The sequence below is a fragment of the Cellulomonas humilata genome (assembly GCF_013359775.1).
Classification (GTDB): Bacteria; Actinomycetota; Actinomycetes; order Actinomycetales; family Cellulomonadaceae; genus Cellulomonas; species Cellulomonas humilata.
In genome coordinates, this window is record NZ_JABMCI010000062.1 from 68,922 (window position 1) to 84,277 (window position 15,356).

General features: G+C 73.2%; 13 protein-coding genes. 5 read left to right on the forward strand and 8 right to left on the reverse strand.

Annotation, left to right across the window (positions count from 1 at the left end; translation table 11 throughout):
• The first annotated feature begins 354 nt into the window (after positions 1 to 354).
• Genes HP550_RS09220 through HP550_RS09230 form a run of 3 tightly spaced genes read left to right on the forward strand, consistent with a single transcriptional unit; the run spans position 355 to position 4,885 of the window.
• Positions 355 to 1,356, forward strand: coding sequence for an AAA family ATPase (locus HP550_RS09220; RefSeq protein WP_175347396.1), 1,002 nt, complete (start codon positions 355 to 357; stop codon positions 1,354 to 1,356).
• Complete coding sequence (locus HP550_RS09225) at positions 1,356 to 2,603, forward strand: DUF58 domain-containing protein (protein WP_175347397.1); 1,248 nt, start codon at positions 1,356 to 1,358, stop codon at positions 2,601 to 2,603. Before HP550_RS09220 ends, HP550_RS09225 begins: the two co-directional genes overlap by 1 nt.
• A complete protein-coding gene (locus HP550_RS09230; protein ID WP_175347398.1) occupies positions 2,600 to 4,885 on the forward strand; it encodes a transglutaminaseTgpA domain-containing protein in 2,286 nt (761 codons plus the stop codon). The genes HP550_RS09225 and HP550_RS09230 overlap by 4 nt, the downstream gene beginning before the upstream one ends.
• Here the strand turns inward: HP550_RS09230 and HP550_RS09235 are convergent.
• The 3 genes from HP550_RS09235 to HP550_RS09245 all read right to left on the reverse strand — a co-directional run bounded on the left by HP550_RS09235 (position 4,830) and on the right by HP550_RS09245 (position 7,099).
• Positions 4,830 to 5,231, reverse strand: coding sequence for a DUF3040 domain-containing protein (locus HP550_RS09235; RefSeq protein WP_175347399.1), 402 nt, complete (start codon positions 5,229 to 5,231; stop codon positions 4,830 to 4,832). The genes HP550_RS09230 and HP550_RS09235 overlap by 56 nt on opposite strands.
• A 40-nt stretch (positions 5,232 to 5,271) precedes the next feature.
• On the reverse strand, positions 5,272 to 6,546 hold the full coding sequence (gene dinB, locus HP550_RS09240; RefSeq protein ID WP_175347400.1) for a DNA polymerase IV: 1,275 nt from the start codon (positions 6,544 to 6,546) through the stop codon (positions 5,272 to 5,274).
• Positions 6,547 to 6,628: 82 nt separating this feature from the next.
• Positions 6,629 to 7,099 (reverse strand): SAV_6107 family HEPN domain-containing protein, encoded by a 471-nt coding sequence (locus HP550_RS09245; protein ID WP_175347401.1) that lies wholly within the window; start codon positions 7,097 to 7,099, stop codon positions 6,629 to 6,631.
• Between the two features lie 98 nt (positions 7,100 to 7,197).
• Between HP550_RS09245 and HP550_RS09250 the strand changes: the two genes are divergently transcribed.
• On the forward strand, positions 7,198 to 8,076 hold the full coding sequence (locus HP550_RS09250) for a spermidine synthase (protein WP_175347402.1): 879 nt from the start codon (positions 7,198 to 7,200) through the stop codon (positions 8,074 to 8,076).
• A 43-nt stretch (positions 8,077 to 8,119) separates the two neighbouring features.
• Here HP550_RS09250 and HP550_RS09255 read toward each other — a convergent pair whose 3' ends face one another.
• The 5 genes from HP550_RS09255 to HP550_RS09275 all read right to left on the reverse strand — a co-directional run bounded on the left by HP550_RS09255 (position 8,120) and on the right by HP550_RS09275 (position 12,822).
• The gene (locus HP550_RS09255; RefSeq protein WP_055921997.1) at positions 8,120 to 8,323 is read right to left on the reverse strand and encodes a cold-shock protein; all 204 of its coding nucleotides are present in this window, start codon (positions 8,321 to 8,323) and stop codon (positions 8,120 to 8,122) included.
• A gap of 270 nt (positions 8,324 to 8,593) precedes the next feature.
• Positions 8,594 to 9,529: a PAC2 family protein gene (locus HP550_RS09260; protein WP_175347403.1), complete on the reverse strand. Its 936-nt coding sequence runs from the start codon at positions 9,527 to 9,529 to the stop codon at positions 8,594 to 8,596.
• An 80-nt stretch (positions 9,530 to 9,609) separates the two neighbouring features.
• Entirely contained in the window at positions 9,610 to 9,987 is a 378-nt protein-coding gene (locus tag HP550_RS09265) for a response regulator (protein ID WP_246280735.1), read from the reverse strand.
• Positions 9,988 to 10,063: 76 nt separating this feature from the next.
• Positions 10,064 to 11,635 carry a sensor histidine kinase gene (locus tag HP550_RS09270; protein ID WP_343048082.1) on the reverse strand — a complete coding sequence of 524 codons (1,572 nt, stop codon included), beginning with the start codon at positions 11,633 to 11,635 and terminating at the stop codon, positions 10,064 to 10,066.
• Positions 11,632 to 12,822, reverse strand: coding sequence for a PP2C family protein-serine/threonine phosphatase (locus tag HP550_RS09275; protein ID WP_175347524.1), 1,191 nt, complete (start codon positions 12,820 to 12,822; stop codon positions 11,632 to 11,634). Before HP550_RS09275 ends, HP550_RS09270 begins: the two co-directional genes overlap by 4 nt.
• A gap of 249 nt (positions 12,823 to 13,071) precedes the next feature.
• On the opposite strand from HP550_RS09275, the gene HP550_RS09280 reads away from it, so the two are divergent.
• A complete protein-coding gene (locus HP550_RS09280; RefSeq protein WP_210767865.1) occupies positions 13,072 to 15,309 on the forward strand; it encodes a HelD family protein in 2,238 nt (745 codons plus the stop codon).
• Positions 15,310 to 15,356 lie beyond the last annotated feature (47 nt).

The window sequence follows — 15,356 nt, forward strand, 5'->3', positions numbered from 1 at the left end:
GCTCCACACTGCGACTCCTGGTGCGACATCCCCGCCTCACCACGTGCCTCCACGGTACTCCACTTCACTCCACCTGCCACTGGAGAAGTGCATGATTCACCCGATCGGGAAGGCATAAGTGCAGGTCAGCGCGGTGGAGCGAAGTGGAGCGCATCTGCCCGACGGAACACGCACGGGGCGTGTCGGACGGTCACCCACTGCCGCGATTCCGGAGGGATCGGACGAATCACCCGCCGACCGAGGACCTCCGGCGCTGCACCAGGTGGGTGGTGGAGAGAAGTGGGGGTCCGATGGGCGATGAACTGAGGGCGGCCGACCTTTAGGCTCGGACCCAGATCCGCCAAAGGAGGCGTCATGCTGCAGGCCGTCCCGTCCACGAGTGAGCTCGAGGACGTCGTCGACATCACCACGAGGATGCGCACCGCCGTGGAGGGGGTCGTCACCGGCCGCCCGGAGCTGGTGCGCGTCACGGTCGCCGTGCTTCTCGCCGAGGGGCACCTGCTGCTCGAGGACGTCCCGGGGGTCGGCAAGACGACGCTCGCCAAGGCGCTGGCCAAGACCATCGACTGCACCGTCGGCCGGATCCAGTTCACGCCGGACCTGCTGCCGTCGGACCTCACCGGCGTCAACATCTACCGGTCGCAGACCCACGAGTTCGAGTTCCGGCCCGGTCCCGTCTTCGCGCACGTCGTCATCGGCGACGAGATCAACCGCGCCTCGCCCAAGACGCAGTCCGCGCTGCTGGAGTGCATGCAGGAGGCCCAGGCGACGGTCGACGGCCGCACCTACCCCCTGCCCCGACCGTTCCTCGTCGTCGCCACCCAGAACCCCGTCGAGATGGAGGGCACCTACCCGCTGCCCGAGGCGCAGCGCGACCGGTTCATGGCCCGGCTCACGGTCGGCTACCCGAGCATCGAGTCCGAGCTCGACATGCTGGACCTCCAGGAGACGTCGGACCCGCTGGACACCCTGCGTCCGGTCACCGACGCGGCGCAGGTGAAGGCGCTCATCGAGACCACCCGACGGCTGTACGCCGCGCCCGGCATCAAGCGGTACGTCGTGGACCTCGTGACCGCCACCCGCGAGGACCCGGGCCTGCGGCTCGGCGCCTCACCCCGTGCGGCCATCCAGCTGCTGCGGGCCGCCAAGTCCCTGGCCGCCATGGACGGCCGGGACCACGTGCTGCCCGACGACGTCCAGCAGCTCGGCGTGCCCGTCCTCGCGCACCGGCTGCTGCCGAGCACCGAGTCGCGGCTGTCCGGCCGCAGCACGTCCGACATCGTCGCCGACATCCTCGACCGCATCCCGCTCCCCTCGACGGCGGGCACCGCGCGCTCCCGACGCGCGATCGGCTGATGCGTCTTCGGCCCACACCCCGAGGCTGGGCGCTTGCGGGCGCCGGCATCGTCGCGCTCCAGCTGGGTGTCGTGCTCGGGGCGGTCGACCTGGTGCGGTTCGGCACGCTCGCGCTCCTGCTCGTCGTCGCGGCAGCCGTGGGGGTCGGCGCGCTCGACCCCGGCCGCGGCAAGCACCGCCTCACCGTGCAGCGTCGCGCCAGGCCCAACCCCGTGCACGCCGGCGACGAGGCCCAGATCGAGGTCGTCATCGCTGCCACCGACCCCGCGGCGCGCGTGCGGCTCGCCGGGCTGAAGTTCGCCGAGCAGGCGGCCACCGAGCTGTCCGGCGGGCGCCCCCTGCGTGCCCGCGTGGCGCGCGCCCCGCGCCGCGTGACCGTGACGTACGCAGTGCAGGCCGCCCGGCGCGGACGCTGGCCGCTGGGCCCGCTCGTCGTCACCCGGAGCGACCCGTTCGGGGTGGTGCGCACCTCGGCCACCCTCGGCGAGCAGGCCGAGGTGTCGGTGTGGCCGGCAGTGGTGCCGCTCCCCACGCCCAGCGACGTGCTGGTCGGCGAACCCGACCGGGTGGCTCTCGGCGCGCGGAGCCCGTCGACCGACGACGCCTCGCTGCGCGACTACCGCGAGGGCGACGACCTGCGGCGCGTGCACTGGAGCAGCAGCGCCCGCAAGGGTGCTCTGATGGTGCGTTCGGACGAGCGAGCCGGCATGCGACCCGTGTCGGTGCTGCTCGACCTGCCCGCGCGTGCGTCCAGCCTGGAGTGGTCGATCTCCCTGGCCGCGTCGATGTCCCTGGCCATGCTCGACGGGGGCCACCCGGTCAGGCTCGTCAGCGGCCTGCGCGACGACGCCAGCCCCTACCCGCTCGCCTTCGTGCACGACCGCTCCGGCCCGGGCGCGCGGAGCGCGGTGCTGGACCGGACCATCGACCTCGAGGCGCCCCGCACGGCCGCCCAGGGCGAGGCGGAGCTGGTGTCGGCGGCTCACCTGCTGCACACCAGCGACGCCGGCGGGGAGATCGTGCTGGCCGTCCTGGGTCCGCTCGGCGCCTCGGCGCGCGCCGCCCTGGCGCACGTCGCCGACACCGCCCAGGCCTGGGCCGTCGTCCGCGCCGACACCCCGGCGCACCAGGCGGAGGCCGAGCACACCATCAAGGCCCTGCGCCGGGCCGGCTGGCGAGCGTGCCGGGTGACCGTCGGGGAGCCGATCGTCGACTGCTGGCTGCGTCTGCTGGGGTCGGCCCAGTGACCGGGCGCTCGCTCCGCATCCCCCGCGGACCGCGGTCGGCCCTGGGGTCGGCACTCTGCGCGGCCGCCACCTGCGCGAGCCTCTTCGCACTGACCGGCCTGATCCTGCGCGGCGGCTGGCTCGTGGCCACCTGGCTCATCGTGCTCGTGGTCGCCGCGACCGTCATCGGCGTCCGTGCCGTCACGCGGTCCTGGTGGGCACCCACGCTGGCCGGGACGCTCGTCGCCGTCGCCATCGTGCTCGTCCGGTACGGGGCGCCCCCGGGCCGGCTCCAGGTCCTCCCCGACTCCGGGTCGCTGGACCGGACGCTGGCCACCGCGCGCGAGGGTGTCGCGGTCATCAACGCCTCCCTGGTGCCCATGGTCGGCGTCCGTCCCGCCGAGCTTCTCGTGGTCGTCGGCGCGGTCTCGGTCTTTCTGCTGGCCGACCTCGTGGCCATCGGGCTCGGCGCGCCCGCCCTGTCCGGCATCGCGTTCGCCGGCCTCTGGGTGCCCGCGATCATCCTGGGCTTCCCGGCCAGCGGCTGGGCGATCGCGTGGACGGCGTTCTTCTACCTCCTGCTGCTCGCGCTCAGCGCCGCTCCCCCGACCGCCCACAGCGACCGCGCCCGCCGGACGTCCGTGGCGGTGCTCTGCTCGGTCGGGCTCATCGTCGCCACGCTCGTTGCCGGCCCCGCTGTCGCGGCCTTCCCGGGCTGGGCGACCATGAGCATGCCCAGCTTCGGCTCCGGTCCCGTCGGACCGATGTCGCTCAGCGACAACCTCGACCTGCGCGAGAGCCTGGGCTCCCGGTCCGGCCAGGTCGTCCTGCGCTACACCGTCGCACCCGTCGTGACGGACGCCGGGGCGGACCCCGCACCCTCGCCGAGCGCGTCGGACGCGACCAGCGTCTCGGCCAACAGCGTCGGGCCCCTGCGCGCCTTCACCCTCACCACGTTCGACGGCCAGGAGTGGGACCGGTCCGACTCGCTCGAGCTCACCGGCTGGGACGCCTCGACGCTCTTGTCGTCGGACCCGGCAATCCGCGGCACATCCCCCGACGCCGACCGGGGAACGCTCGCCGACGTCCGGATCGAGGTGGCCGCCCTGCGCGAGCGGCGGCTCCCCGTGAGCACCTTCCCGCGCACCGTCGACGTGCGCGGCGGCTGGGAGTACGACCCGGAACGCGACGAGGTCGTCGGCAGGCGCGGCACGTTCGACGGCATGACGTACGCCATGCAGGTCGAGATCCCGTCGCTGACCAAGGAGGACCTGGTCGGTGCGGAGGTCGGCGACCCGGACGACGACGGCGCCTCGCTGGAGGTCCCGCCGACCGCCCACGCGGCGGACGTCGAGGCCCTCGCCCGTGAGATCACCGCGGACGCGGCCACGCCGTACGAGCAGGCCATGGCGCTCCAGACGTACTTCCGGGCGACGACCAACTTCACCTACGACACGCGCGTCGCGCCCTCCCGGTCCGACGACGCCGTCTGGGACTTCCTCCAGTCCACCCGCGGGTACTGCGTGCAGTTCGCCACCTCGATGGCGATGATGGCGCGCTCGCTCGACATCCCCGCGCGCGTCGCGGTGGGCTTCCTGCCCGGCGAGTCGGACCGCAACGGCGGCTACGTCGTGTCCGGGCAGAAGTCGCACGCCTGGCCGGAGCTGTACTTCGAGGGATCCGGCTGGGTGCGGTTCGAGCCGACGCCCGGTGAGCAGACCGGCGCTCCGCCGCGCTGGAGCGACCCGTTCATCGGCATCTCCGCGCCAGACACGATCCCCGACGACCAGGTGCCCGTTCCCCTGCCCGGCGCGACCTCGTCGTCCGCCCCCGGCGGTTCGTCGACGCCGACCGGCGCCGAGGACGACGAGCAGGCGTGGCTCCCCGTGGCGATCACCGTCGCGATCGTGCTCGCCGTGGCGTCGTTCGGCCTCGCCCTCATCCGGCGGCGGACGCGGTTCCGGGCCGACCTGACGCCCGAGCGCGCCTGGCTGCGGGCCCGACGCCGGCTCGGCGCGCGAGGGGTCACGTGGACCGACGCGGACACCCCGCGCACAGTCGTCGCGTCGGTACAGGAGCAGCTGCAGGCGGCGTCAGGCTCGGCGCTGTCCGGGTCCTCGGTCGACGCGCTCGAGTCGCTGGCGCGGACGGTCGAGCAGGATCTCTACGCGCCCGAGCAGCCGTCGGTCGACCCGGAGATCCTGGCCGGGTGGGTGGACGAGCTGATGATCGGGGTCGAGAGCCTGCTCAGCGACCGCCCTCGCCGCGGCGCCGTTCCCAGCGCTCCTCGAGACGGGACATGAGGCTGCTCTTCTGACGAGCCGGCGGCGTTGCCGGCTTCACCTTGCCGTCGCTCTGCACCACTCCTCGCGGACCGGAGCGGTGCCCGGAGCGCTGAGGTGCGGCGAAGGCGAACGCGACGGCGGCGAACATCACGACGAAGCCGATGACGCCGAGCCACGGCAGTCCGTTGGCGGCGCCGAGCACGAGGAGCAGCAGACCGACGGACGCACCAACTCCCGCGATGACGTATCGGCCGAACGGGCGATGCCCGCGCTGAGTCAGCGTGTTCGCAAGCCGCGGATCGTCAGAGGTCAACTGGCGTTCCATCTGCTCGAGCACGCGCTGCTCGTACTCCGAGAGAGGCATCCTGACCCCCGTTGTCAGCTATGTGGACCTGTCGTCCGGTTCAGGATAGATCCGCCGGAACGAAGGTGGTAGTCGAGCGGGAGGATACTCCCCCAGCCTGGGCAGCGCCGGACCTGATCGCGGCCCCACCGAACCTCTCGCGCACCCGGTCCATGGTGAGCTCTGCGTCCCGCCGCGCCTGCACCGGCTCGTCGGAGGCCTCCTCGAGGGTCGGCTGCCGGATGGTGGAGGCGGCGCGGGACAGTCCCTCCACGCGCACCCCGACGAGCCGCACCGGCAGTCCACCCAGGTCGACGCCCGCGAGCAGCTCCCGCACGGCCAGGAACATCTCGCGCCCGACGTCCGTCGGGGTCACCAGGGTGCGCGACCGGGTCAGCGTCCGGAAGTCGGAGGTGCGGATCTTCACGGTGATCGTGCGCGTGACCAGGCCGTTCCTGCGCAGCCGTACCGCGCACCGGTCGGCCAGGTCGCGGGCCTTCTCCTGCACCACCGTGAGGTCGGCGACGTCGGTCAGGAACGTCTCCTCCGCGCCCAAGGACCGTTCCTCGCGGCCGGGACTGACCGGTCGGGGATCCCGGCCCCACGACAGGTCGAACAGGTGCGCACCCGCCACCTTGCCGACCGCGTGCTGCACGGTGGACACGTCGCTGTCCGCCAGCTCGGCGACCGTCCTGATCCCGAAGCGCGCCAGGGCGGCCTCCGTCTTTTCACCCACTCCCCACAGCGCCCCGACGGGCAGCACGCGCAGGAAGTCGACCGTCGCCGCCCGGGGGACGAGGAGCACGCCGTCGGGCTTGGCCTGACCGGACGCGAGCTTGGCGACGAACTTGGTGGATCCGATGCCGACCGAGCAGGTGATCCCGAACTGCTCCTGCACCTGCCGGCGGATCAGCCGGGCGATGATCGTGGGCGGTCCCAGCCGTCTGCGGGCCCCCGCGACGTCGAGGAACGCCTCGTCGACGCTGACCTGCTCGACCAGAGCGGTGATGTCCCCGAGCAGCTGCATCACGCCGGTGGAGACCTCGTGGTACGCGTGGTGGTCGGGGGGCACGACGACCGCCTGCGGGCACTGGCGCAACGCCGTGGCCATGGGCATGGCCGAGTGCACGCCGAACGCCCTGGCCTCGTAGGTCGCCGCCAGGACCACCCCTCGCGTCGCTCCGCCGACGATCACCGGCAGGCCGCGCAGCTGCGGCCGTCGGGCGAGCTCCACCGACGCGAAGAACGCGTCCATGTCGACGTGCAGGATCGAGCAGCCGACCTCCTCGCGCCCCCAGTCGCGCCTGGCGTCGGCCGACCGGGGTCCGCGGCTCATGGCTCTGCCGGGCCGTCGGCCCCGTCGTCCGACGAGCTACGGCCACGCCGAGCACCCGCCGCGGGCGGCACCTCCACGGCGCTCATGACGCCTGCGGGACGCGCATGCGCAGGGTGCGACCGGCGACCGCGTCCACGCCCCCGTGGACCAGGTCCCGCACGGCGTCGACGAAGTCCTCCGCCGCGCACACCGCCTCCTCCGCCCGCTCGGGACCCACCAGCTCGAACCGGCCCGCATCCACGGCCGAGCGCAGCGATGCCGCCTCCGCGAAGTACGTGGACCACGACCCCAGCTCGGGAGCGACCACGCCGAGCATGCTCCACACCGTGCGCGGCGCCCGACGCCCCGACGGGGTGCCCCGGGCGGCGACCACGGCGGCTCCGGCGCGCAGGGCGGCGAGGTGCGCGTGCGAGAGCTGCTCCCACGGCTCGGACGAGAACTGAGCGGCGAGCAGCTCGGCGTCGGCCCGGCGAAGGAGCTCGAGCGCGCGGGCGGGCACCGGTGCTCCCGCGCCCGGCTCGCCGGTCACGTGCTGCTCGAGCTGCTGGTCCATCGCCGTCTCCCTCCGCGTGCGTCGATCCGTCGACCCTCTCAGTATCGAACACCTGTTCGATGCCGTCAAGCCCGGTCCCGGCCCGTAGGTTGGGCACCATGGCCGCCCGCGACCGCTCCGCCCGACGCAGTCCAGCCTCGCACCGACCACCCACACGCTCCGCCGCCCGCGCACCCTGGCCCACCGGCCCCGTCACCGTCCCCACGGGGACGGTCGAGCTGGTCCGCGACCTCGACGACCCGGACGGGGTGACCGTCCTGGTCAACGGCGTGCCCAGCTCGCACCTGGACCTGGTGGACCCGACGCGCCTGGTCTTCGAGTACATGCAGCAGATGGCCGCGGTGATCGAGCGCTTCGGCGATGTCGGCGGCCCGCTCGACGTCGTGCACCTGGGGGCCGCTGGCTGCGCGCTCGCGCGGTCGGTCGACGTCACCCGCCCGGGTTCACGGCAGCTCGCGATCGAGCTCGACACCGTGCTCCCGGAGCTCGTCCGCGGCTGGTTCGACCTGCCCCGCGCACCCGCGCTGCGGATCCGCGCGGGGGACGCGCGCACGGAGCTCGGGCGGCTCGCCGACGCGTCGGCGGACGTCATCGTCCGCGACGTCTTCGCCGGCGACACGACCCCCGACCACGTCCGGACGCAGGAGATGGTCGCGCAGGTGACCCGCGTGCTCCGCCCCGGGGGCCTCTATCTGGTCAACTGCGCGGACCGCCCACCCCTGGCCGGAGCGCGCGCCGAGGTGGCGACCCTGCGCGCCGCGTTCGACGACGTCGCCGTGATCGCCGAACCGGGCCTCCTGCGCGGCCGGGGCTACGGGAACGTCGTCCTCGCCGCGACCGACGACCCGGAGCTGCTGGGGTCCGCACCGCTGGCCCGAGCCGTCCGCAGCCTCCCGGCGCCCGCGCGGCTGCTGCACGGCCCCGAGGTCACCGCGTTCGTGGGCAGCGCCCCGCCCCTGACGGACCCGGTGGCATGACGAAGGGCCGCACCCCGGGGGATGCGGCCCTTCGCACGTCCGATCAGATCGGGCGGACGCTCTCGGCCTGGGGGCCCTTGGCGCCCTGCGTGATCTCGAACTCGACGCGCTGGCCCTCGTCGAGGCTGCGGTAGCCCGAGGAGTCGATCGCGGAGTAGTGGACGAAGACGTCGGCACCGCCGCCGTCCTGGGCGATGAACCCGAAGCCCTTCTCAGCGTTGAACCACTTGACAGCACCCTGTGCCATGTTCGTTTCCTTCTGTCCCACCGGTGACGGCGCTGGCCTTCTGCCTGCGCCGTGCCGCAATGCCTCACGTCCTGCACCGGGTGACCCAGCCACGGGGGCTGGTCGGAACCGACCCCGGGCCGAGGCCCGGATGACGACACCGGTCGAGCGTGCCGGTCAAGCGAGTACGTCACTGCAACGTGTGCATCTTTACATCGGGCCTGGTGGCGGCGCCATGCTTTCGCTCCGTCGGCTCACCCACTTTGACAACGATCTGGTAAAGGCGACGCCTCAGGCCGGACCGCTCTCGTCGCCCTGCTGGGCCAGGAACCGCTCGAACTCCGCCCCCAGCTCGTCCGCCGTGGGCAGGTCTGTGGACCCCGCGAGCAGGCTCGTGCGCCCGATGTTCCGGGTGAACGAGTCGTACTGCTCCTCGAGGGCGTGCACCACCGCGGCGACGTCCTCGGACCCGGTCACCTGCCGGTCGATCTCCTGCATGGCCTCGTCCGCGGCGCCGGTCAGCGACGCCACCCGAAGGTCCAGGCCGGTCGCTCGCTCCACGTTGGTCAGCCCTGCCTGGCTGGCCTGCGGGAACGCCGACTGCGCGAGGTAGTGCGGGACGTGCACCGCGAAGCCGACGGCGTCGTGGCCGGACTGGCCGAGGCGGAGCTCCAGCAGTGCGCTCGCGCTGGCCGGCACCTGCACGGTGCCGAACCACGACGTGTGGTCGGCGACCAGCTCGGGGCGGGTCGCGTGGGCGGTGACCGACAGCGGCCGCGTGTGCGGGATGCCCATCGGGATCCCGTGCAGGCCGACCGTCAGCGGCACGTCGAAGCGCTCGACGATCTGCCGGACCGCGGCGACGTACCGCTCCCACTGGACGTCCGGCTCGACGCCGTGCAGGAGCAGGAACGGGACGCCCGCTGCGTCCTGCACCAGGTCGACCACCAGCTCGGGGTCCGCGTAGGACGCCCACGTGGTCTGGTCGAAGGTCATGACCGGCCTGCGCGACCGGTAGTCCAGCAGCTGGTCGACGTCGAAGGTGGCCAGTCGCGTGGTGGTCAGCTCGTCGACCAGGTGCTCCGCGGCCAGCTGGCCGGCGTTGCCCGCGTCGACGAACCCGCGCACGGCGTGCACGAGCACGGGGCCGGCTCCGTTCACCGACCGCGCCTCGACCTGGGCGGCGACCTCGGGGTCGACGTCGTAGATCTCGCTCGGGTTCAGCATGGGGGTGCGCTCACTTCCGTCCGGGTTACCGGGGACAACGCCCACCCGCCGCGAGTTCTTCCCGGGCGGCCCCGTCCGGCTCAGCGACCGGGCAGCCGCACGACCTCGACGAAGAACTCGTCGATCTGACGCACCACCTCGATGAACCGGTCGAAGTCCACCGGCTTGGTGACGTAGGCGTTGGCGTGCAGCGAGTAGCTGCGGACCACGTCCTCCTCCGCCTCCGAGGTGGTGAGCACGACGACCGGGATGGACCGCAGGTTGGCGTCGGCCTTGAGGGCCTGGAGGACCTCACGGCCGTCCATCTTCGGCAGGTTGAGGTCGAGCAGGACGAGATCGGGCGTCGGGGCGTCGGCGTGCTCGCCCTCCTTGCGCAGGAACTGGAGCGCGCTGACGCCGTCGGAGACCACCGAGAGGCGGTTGCGGAGCTTGTTGTCCTCGAACGCCTCGCGGGTCATGAGCACGTCGCCCGGGTCGTCCTCGACCAGGAGGACGTCGATGATCTTGGTGCTGTTCGGCACGCGGTTGTCTCCTTCAGCTGCTCAGGTCGTCGGCAGCGGGCAGCGTCCAGCGGATGCTGGTCCCCTCGCCGTCCGGCTGCTCGATCCAGATGCGACCGCCGTGGAACTCGACGATCTTCTTGCACAACGAGAGACCGATCCCGGTGCCCTCGTAGACGTCCTTGGCGTGCAGTCGCTGGAAGATGACGAACACCCGTTCCGCGTACTGCGGGTCGATGCCGATGCCGTTGTCCCGACATTCGAGCTCCCAGGATTCTCCCACGCGGCGCGCGCTGACGTGGACGGTGGGAGACCGGGACGGGTCGCGGAACTTGATCGCGTTGCCGACCAGGTTCTGGAACAGCTGGACCAGCAGCGGCTCCTCACCGCGGACGACGGGCAGCTCGTCGTGCGTCACCTGCGCGCCCGACTCCGCGATCGCCTCGCTGAGGTTGTCGACCCCGGCCGCGAGCGCGGAAGCCAGGTCCACGTCGGTGACCTCTCCCCCGACGCGCCCGACGCGGGAGAAGCCCAGCAGGTCCTGGATGAGCTGCTGCATGCGCTTGGCGCCGTCGACCGCGAACGCGATGTACTGGTCGGCGCGCTCGTCCATCTGCCCGCCGTAGCGCTTCTGCAGGAGCTGGGTGAAGCTCGCGATCTTGCGCAGCGGCTCCTGGAGGTCGTGCGAGGCCACGTAGGCGAACTGCTCCAGGTCGCGGTTGGAGCGCCGGAGCTCCTCGGCCTGCTCGGTGAGCAGCTCGTGCGCCAGCGCGATCTCGGACCGGGACGACTCGAGCACCTGGACCTGGTCCACCAGCGCGACGCGCATGCGCTCGACGTCCCCCGCCAGCGCGGCGATCTCCCCCGGGCCCACGCCGGCGACGGGGTGCGTCAGGTCGCCCGACGAGACTGCGCGGGCGTCGGCGGCCAGCGAGTCCAGCGGCTCGAGGATCCAGCGCCGGAGCGTCACCCACAGCGCGATGCCCAGGGCCACCGCCGCCAGGACGAGCACCGTCACGGTCCCGGCACCCACCAGCGTCCAGAAGGCCAGCTCGTCGACGGCGTCGGCACGCCGGTCGCGCAGCAGGTCGATGTAGGTCTCAGCGGCGGCCCGCGCGTCGTCGAAGAGCACCCGGCCCTGCTCGATCTCGTCCGTGGTGACGGACCCGACCCCGTTGGTGCGGACCTCCTCCATCACCGGGAGGGCGAACTCCTCGTTCCAGCGCCGGCCCGCGTCCGCGGCAGCCTGCGCGGCGGCGACCAGCCGCGCGTCCCCGCTCTGCGTCTCTTGCTCGGCGAGCGTGCGGAACGAGAGGTCGTCGGCGGAGGCCCGCTCGTACGGCTCGAGCGTGACCGGGTCGCCCGTGAGCGCGAACCCGCGTACGGCCGTCTCCGCGTCGACCAGCTGGATGAACGCACCGTCCGCCTGGGTGATCGCCGTGAAGTAGCGCTGGGTCACGGCGTCCTGGCGGTCGATCAGCCGCAGCAGCACGAAGACGGTGCCGAGCATGACGACGGCGAGCACGACGGCGGCCGCGACGATCGCCGTGCGCAGGCGTCGGCGCAGCGTCGAGGGACGCCGCACGGGCGTCGAGACAGCGCTCACGCACGCCACCCGAGCACGACGACCGCGGCATCGTCGACGAGGTCGCCGCCGTGCAGCTGACGGACGTCGTGCAGCACCTGCTCGACCAGGTCCCCCTGCGCCGCGACCGCACCGTCGACCACCCGCAGCAGGCCGGTCTTGCCGAGGCGGTCGGAGCCGTCGCCGATCGTGGCCTCCAGCACGCCGTCCGTGTACAGGAGGATGCGCCAGGACGGGCCCAGATCGAGGCGGACCGGAGCCCAGCCTCCGGAGACCGGGATGCCGAGCGCACGACCGCGCCCGTGCGTCGGAAGGAGGGTCGACGGGGCGCCCAGCAGCAGCGGCACGGGGTGCCCTGCCAGGTACAGGTCCACCGCGGACCGGTCCGTGGCGACGTCCAGCATCGACACCGTCGTGAAGATCTCGGGGCGCGCACGCTCGGAGATCAGCACGCGCTCGAGCAGGCCGAGGATGTCGACGGTCGGGATCTCCGCGAGCACGAGGGTCCGCCAGGCGGTCCGCAGCGTCGCGCCCAGGGCCGCCTCGTCGGGACCGTGCCCGCAGACGTCGCCGACGAGCGCGAGGACCGAGCCGTCCGGGCGCTCGACCACGTCGTAGAAGTCGCCGCCCAGCACGCCGTCACGCCCGGCGCGGTAGCCCACGCGCACCTCGAGCCGCTGGTCGACCACCGACGGTGTGGGCAGCAGCGCGCGCTCGAGGCGGTTGACCTCCTCGGCGCGCACCAGGCTCCGGTACAGCGCGCGGTCGGTGTCCTCGAGCCGGCGCCGCTGGACCGCGTAGCGCAGCGACCGACCGAGCAGCTCGCCGTCGACCTCACCCTTGACCAGGTAGTCCTGCGCGCCGGCGGCCACCGCCTGGAGACCGATGTCGGAGCCGGCCAGGCCGGTGAGCACCACGACGGCCGGTGCGCCGGCGGCGAGCAGCCGCTCGAGCGCCCCGATGCCCATCGCGTCCGGCAGGCCGAGATCCAGGAGCACGACGTCGACGTGCAGGTTGTCGATGGCCTCGTCCAGGGTGCGGACCCACGCCAGGGCGACGTCCAGGCCGGCGTCCGCCAGGTGCTCGCGCACCAGGATCGCGTCGCCCTCGTCGTCCTCGACCAGCAGCAGGCGGATCGGTGCAGGGCGCACGGCAGCGGCGCGACGCGTGTCGTCGGCGGCGGCAGTACGTGCGTCGCTCAACGGCATCTCCTCCCAGCTGTGCACCCGCCAGTTCTCGACAGGTCACCCGAAGCGTAGGGTGCCTGTCCCCGTGCTGCTCGCCATCTCACCCGCCCCAGACGGCTCCCACCCGGTCGGCCGTGTGCGACCGGGCTGCGGACGTCGGATAATGGACGGCCGCTCCGTGCCCCGCGTCGTACCTCGACGCTCGCTGGGGCGGCACGTACGCACGGCCGGGAGCACCCCGGCGGAACGGAGATCGCCCAGGTGGCAGGCATGGACAACGAGCTGGCGGACGAGCAGCGTGTCGTCGACCAGCTGTACGGCCGGCTCGACGACCTGCGCGCGCAGATGCGGGCACGACTGGCCGACGTCCGCCGAGAGGGCCCCTCGGGCTCGCCGCAGAACCGCAGCGAGCGCGACGCGTTCGCGACGCTCTACGAGGACCGCATCGCGCAGCTGGAGGCCGTCGAGGAGCGCCTCGTGTTCGGGCGGCTCGACCTGGACGACGACACCCTCCGCTACATCGGCCGGCTCGGCCTCACGGACACCGAGCAGACCCAGCTGCTCACCGACTGGCGCGCACCGGCCGCGCAGGCGTTCTACCGGGCCACGGCCGCGCACCCCGACGGAGTCGTGCGCCGACGGCACGTGGTCACGCGCGGGCGCGCCGTGACCAGCGTGGAGGACGAGGTCCTCGACCTCGACCGCCTGACCGGCGACTCCGACCCCCGGCTGAGCGGGCTGTCCGGCGAGGGCGCGCTGCTCGCCGGCCTGGCCGCGGGTCGCACCGGCCGGATGGGGGACATCGTCGCCACCATCCAGGGCGAGCAGGACGCGATCATCCGCTCCGAGCTCGGTGGCGCGCTCGTGGTGCAGGGCGGTCCCGGCACCGGCAAGACCGCCGTCGCGCTGCACCGCGCCGCCTACCTGCTGTACGCCCACCGGCGCATGCTCGAGCGTTCCGGCGTCCTGCTCGTCGGCCCCAGCCGCACGTTCCTGCGCTACATCGACCAGGTGCTCCCGTCCCTCGGCGAGACCGGGGTGGTCACCACGACGGTCGCGGAGCTGTACCCCGGCATCCAGGCCACGGCGACCGAGCCCGAGGCGGTCGCCGAGCTGAAGGGCCGCGCGCTGTGGGCCCAGGTGGTCGCCCGGGCGGTGCGCGACCGCGAGCGGGTCCCCGCGCAGCCGGTGCACGTCCGCGTCGACGGCCACGACCTGGTCGTCCGGCCGGGCGACATCGCCTCGGCGATGTCCCGGGCACGGCGCAACCACAAGCCGCACAACCAGGCCCGGGTCTCGTTCGTGCGGGACATGCTCGGCCGGCTCGCCGAGCAGTACGTGCTCCAGCTGGGGCAGGAGGTGCCGTCCGACGAGCGCGGCGAGATCGTCGAGGAGCTGCGGACCACCCGCGAGATCCGGATCGCGCTGAACCTGGCCTGGATGCCGATCACGCCGCAGAAGCTGGTCGCGGACCTCTGGTCGAAACCGCACCGCCTCGCCTCCGCCGCCCCGCAGCTGTCCGCACGGGAGCGCGCGATGCTCCTGCGCGACGCCGACGCCCCCTGGACAGCGGCCGACATCCCGATCCTGGACGAGGCCGCGGAGCTGCTCGGCGAGGACGACCAGGCCGCCCGCGCCGAAGCGCGTGCCGCCGCGGACCGCCGCACCTCCGAGCTCGCCTACGCCCGTCAGGTGCTGGAGTCCACGGGGAGCAGCGGCATGGTCTCCGCGGAGATGCTGGCGGACAGGTTCGCGACGACCGGTCCGACGCTCACCACCGCCGAGCGCGCCGCCGCCGACCGGTCGTGGACGTACGGTCACGTGGTCGTCGACGAGGCGCAGGAGCTCTCGGCGATGGCGTGGCGGTCCCTGCTGCGCCGGGTCCCGACCAGGTCGCTCACGATCGTCGGCGACGTCGCGCAGACCACCGCGACAGCCGGCGCGCACAGCTGGGCCGCGCAGCTCGACCCCGTGCTCCGCTCGTCGTGGCGCCTGAACGAGCTGACGGTGAACTACCGGACCCCGGCCGAGGTGGCCGACACCGCCAGGCGCGTGGCCGTCGCCGCGCGCCTGCCGGTGAGCCCGCTGACCTCTGCCCGCGACGTGGACGACTCCCTCGTCGTCGAGCGGACGTCCGACGTCGTGGCCGCCGTGGCCGAGCGGACCGAGAAGCTCGTCGCCGAGGTGACGGACTCCTCGGGTGCCGGGCGGATCGCCGTGATCGCCGTCGACGGACGGCTCACCGCGATCGGCGACGCCCTGCGCGCGGCGGGCTTGCGGCCGGCCCTCGGGACCGGCACCAGCGCCGCGGACCTCGACGCTCCGCTCGTCGTGCTCAGTCCGCGGGAGGCGAAGGGGCTGGAGTTCGACGTCGTCGTGCTGGTCGAGCCCGCGGAGGTCATCGAGGCCAGCGCGGGCGACCTGTACGTCGCGATGACCCGGCCCACCCGCGCCCTGCACGTGCTGCACGACCGCCCGCTGCCCCGCGGCTGGCTCGCCGACGGCTGACCGGCCGTCTCACGCGTGTCCGAGGGCCGGACCGCTGTGGGCCCCGG

Excerpts from the sequence above, each read along its gene's own strand:
- HP550_RS09220 (WP_175347396.1), top strand. The coding sequence starts at position 355 with ATGCTGCAGGCCGTCCCGTCCACGAGTGAGCTCGAGGACGTCGTCGAC.
- HP550_RS09225 (WP_175347397.1), top strand. The coding sequence starts at position 1,356 with ATGCGTCTTCGGCCCACACCCCGAGGCTGGGCGCTTGCGGGCGCCGGC.
- HP550_RS09235 (WP_175347399.1), bottom strand. The coding sequence starts at position 5,231 with ATGCCTCTCTCGGAGTACGAGCAGCGCGTGCTCGAGCAGATGGAACGC.
- dinB (WP_175347400.1), bottom strand. The coding sequence starts at position 6,546 with ATGAGCCGCGGACCCCGGTCGGCCGACGCCAGGCGCGACTGGGGGCGC.
- HP550_RS09245 (WP_175347401.1), bottom strand. The coding sequence starts at position 7,099 with ATGGACCAGCAGCTCGAGCAGCACGTGACCGGCGAGCCGGGCGCGGGA.
- HP550_RS09250 (WP_175347402.1), top strand. The coding sequence starts at position 7,198 with ATGGCCGCCCGCGACCGCTCCGCCCGACGCAGTCCAGCCTCGCACCGA.
- HP550_RS09255 (WP_055921997.1), bottom strand. The coding sequence starts at position 8,323 with ATGGCACAGGGTGCTGTCAAGTGGTTCAACGCTGAGAAGGGCTTCGGG.
- HP550_RS09260 (WP_175347403.1), bottom strand. The coding sequence starts at position 9,529 with ATGCTGAACCCGAGCGAGATCTACGACGTCGACCCCGAGGTCGCCGCC.
- HP550_RS09265 (WP_246280735.1), bottom strand. The coding sequence starts at position 9,987 with ATGACCCGCGAGGCGTTCGAGGACAACAAGCTCCGCAACCGCCTCTCG.
- HP550_RS09275 (WP_175347524.1), bottom strand. The coding sequence starts at position 12,822 with ATGCCGTTGAGCGACGCACGTACTGCCGCCGCCGACGACACGCGTCGC.
- HP550_RS09280 (WP_210767865.1), top strand. The coding sequence starts at position 13,072 with ATGGACAACGAGCTGGCGGACGAGCAGCGTGTCGTCGACCAGCTGTAC.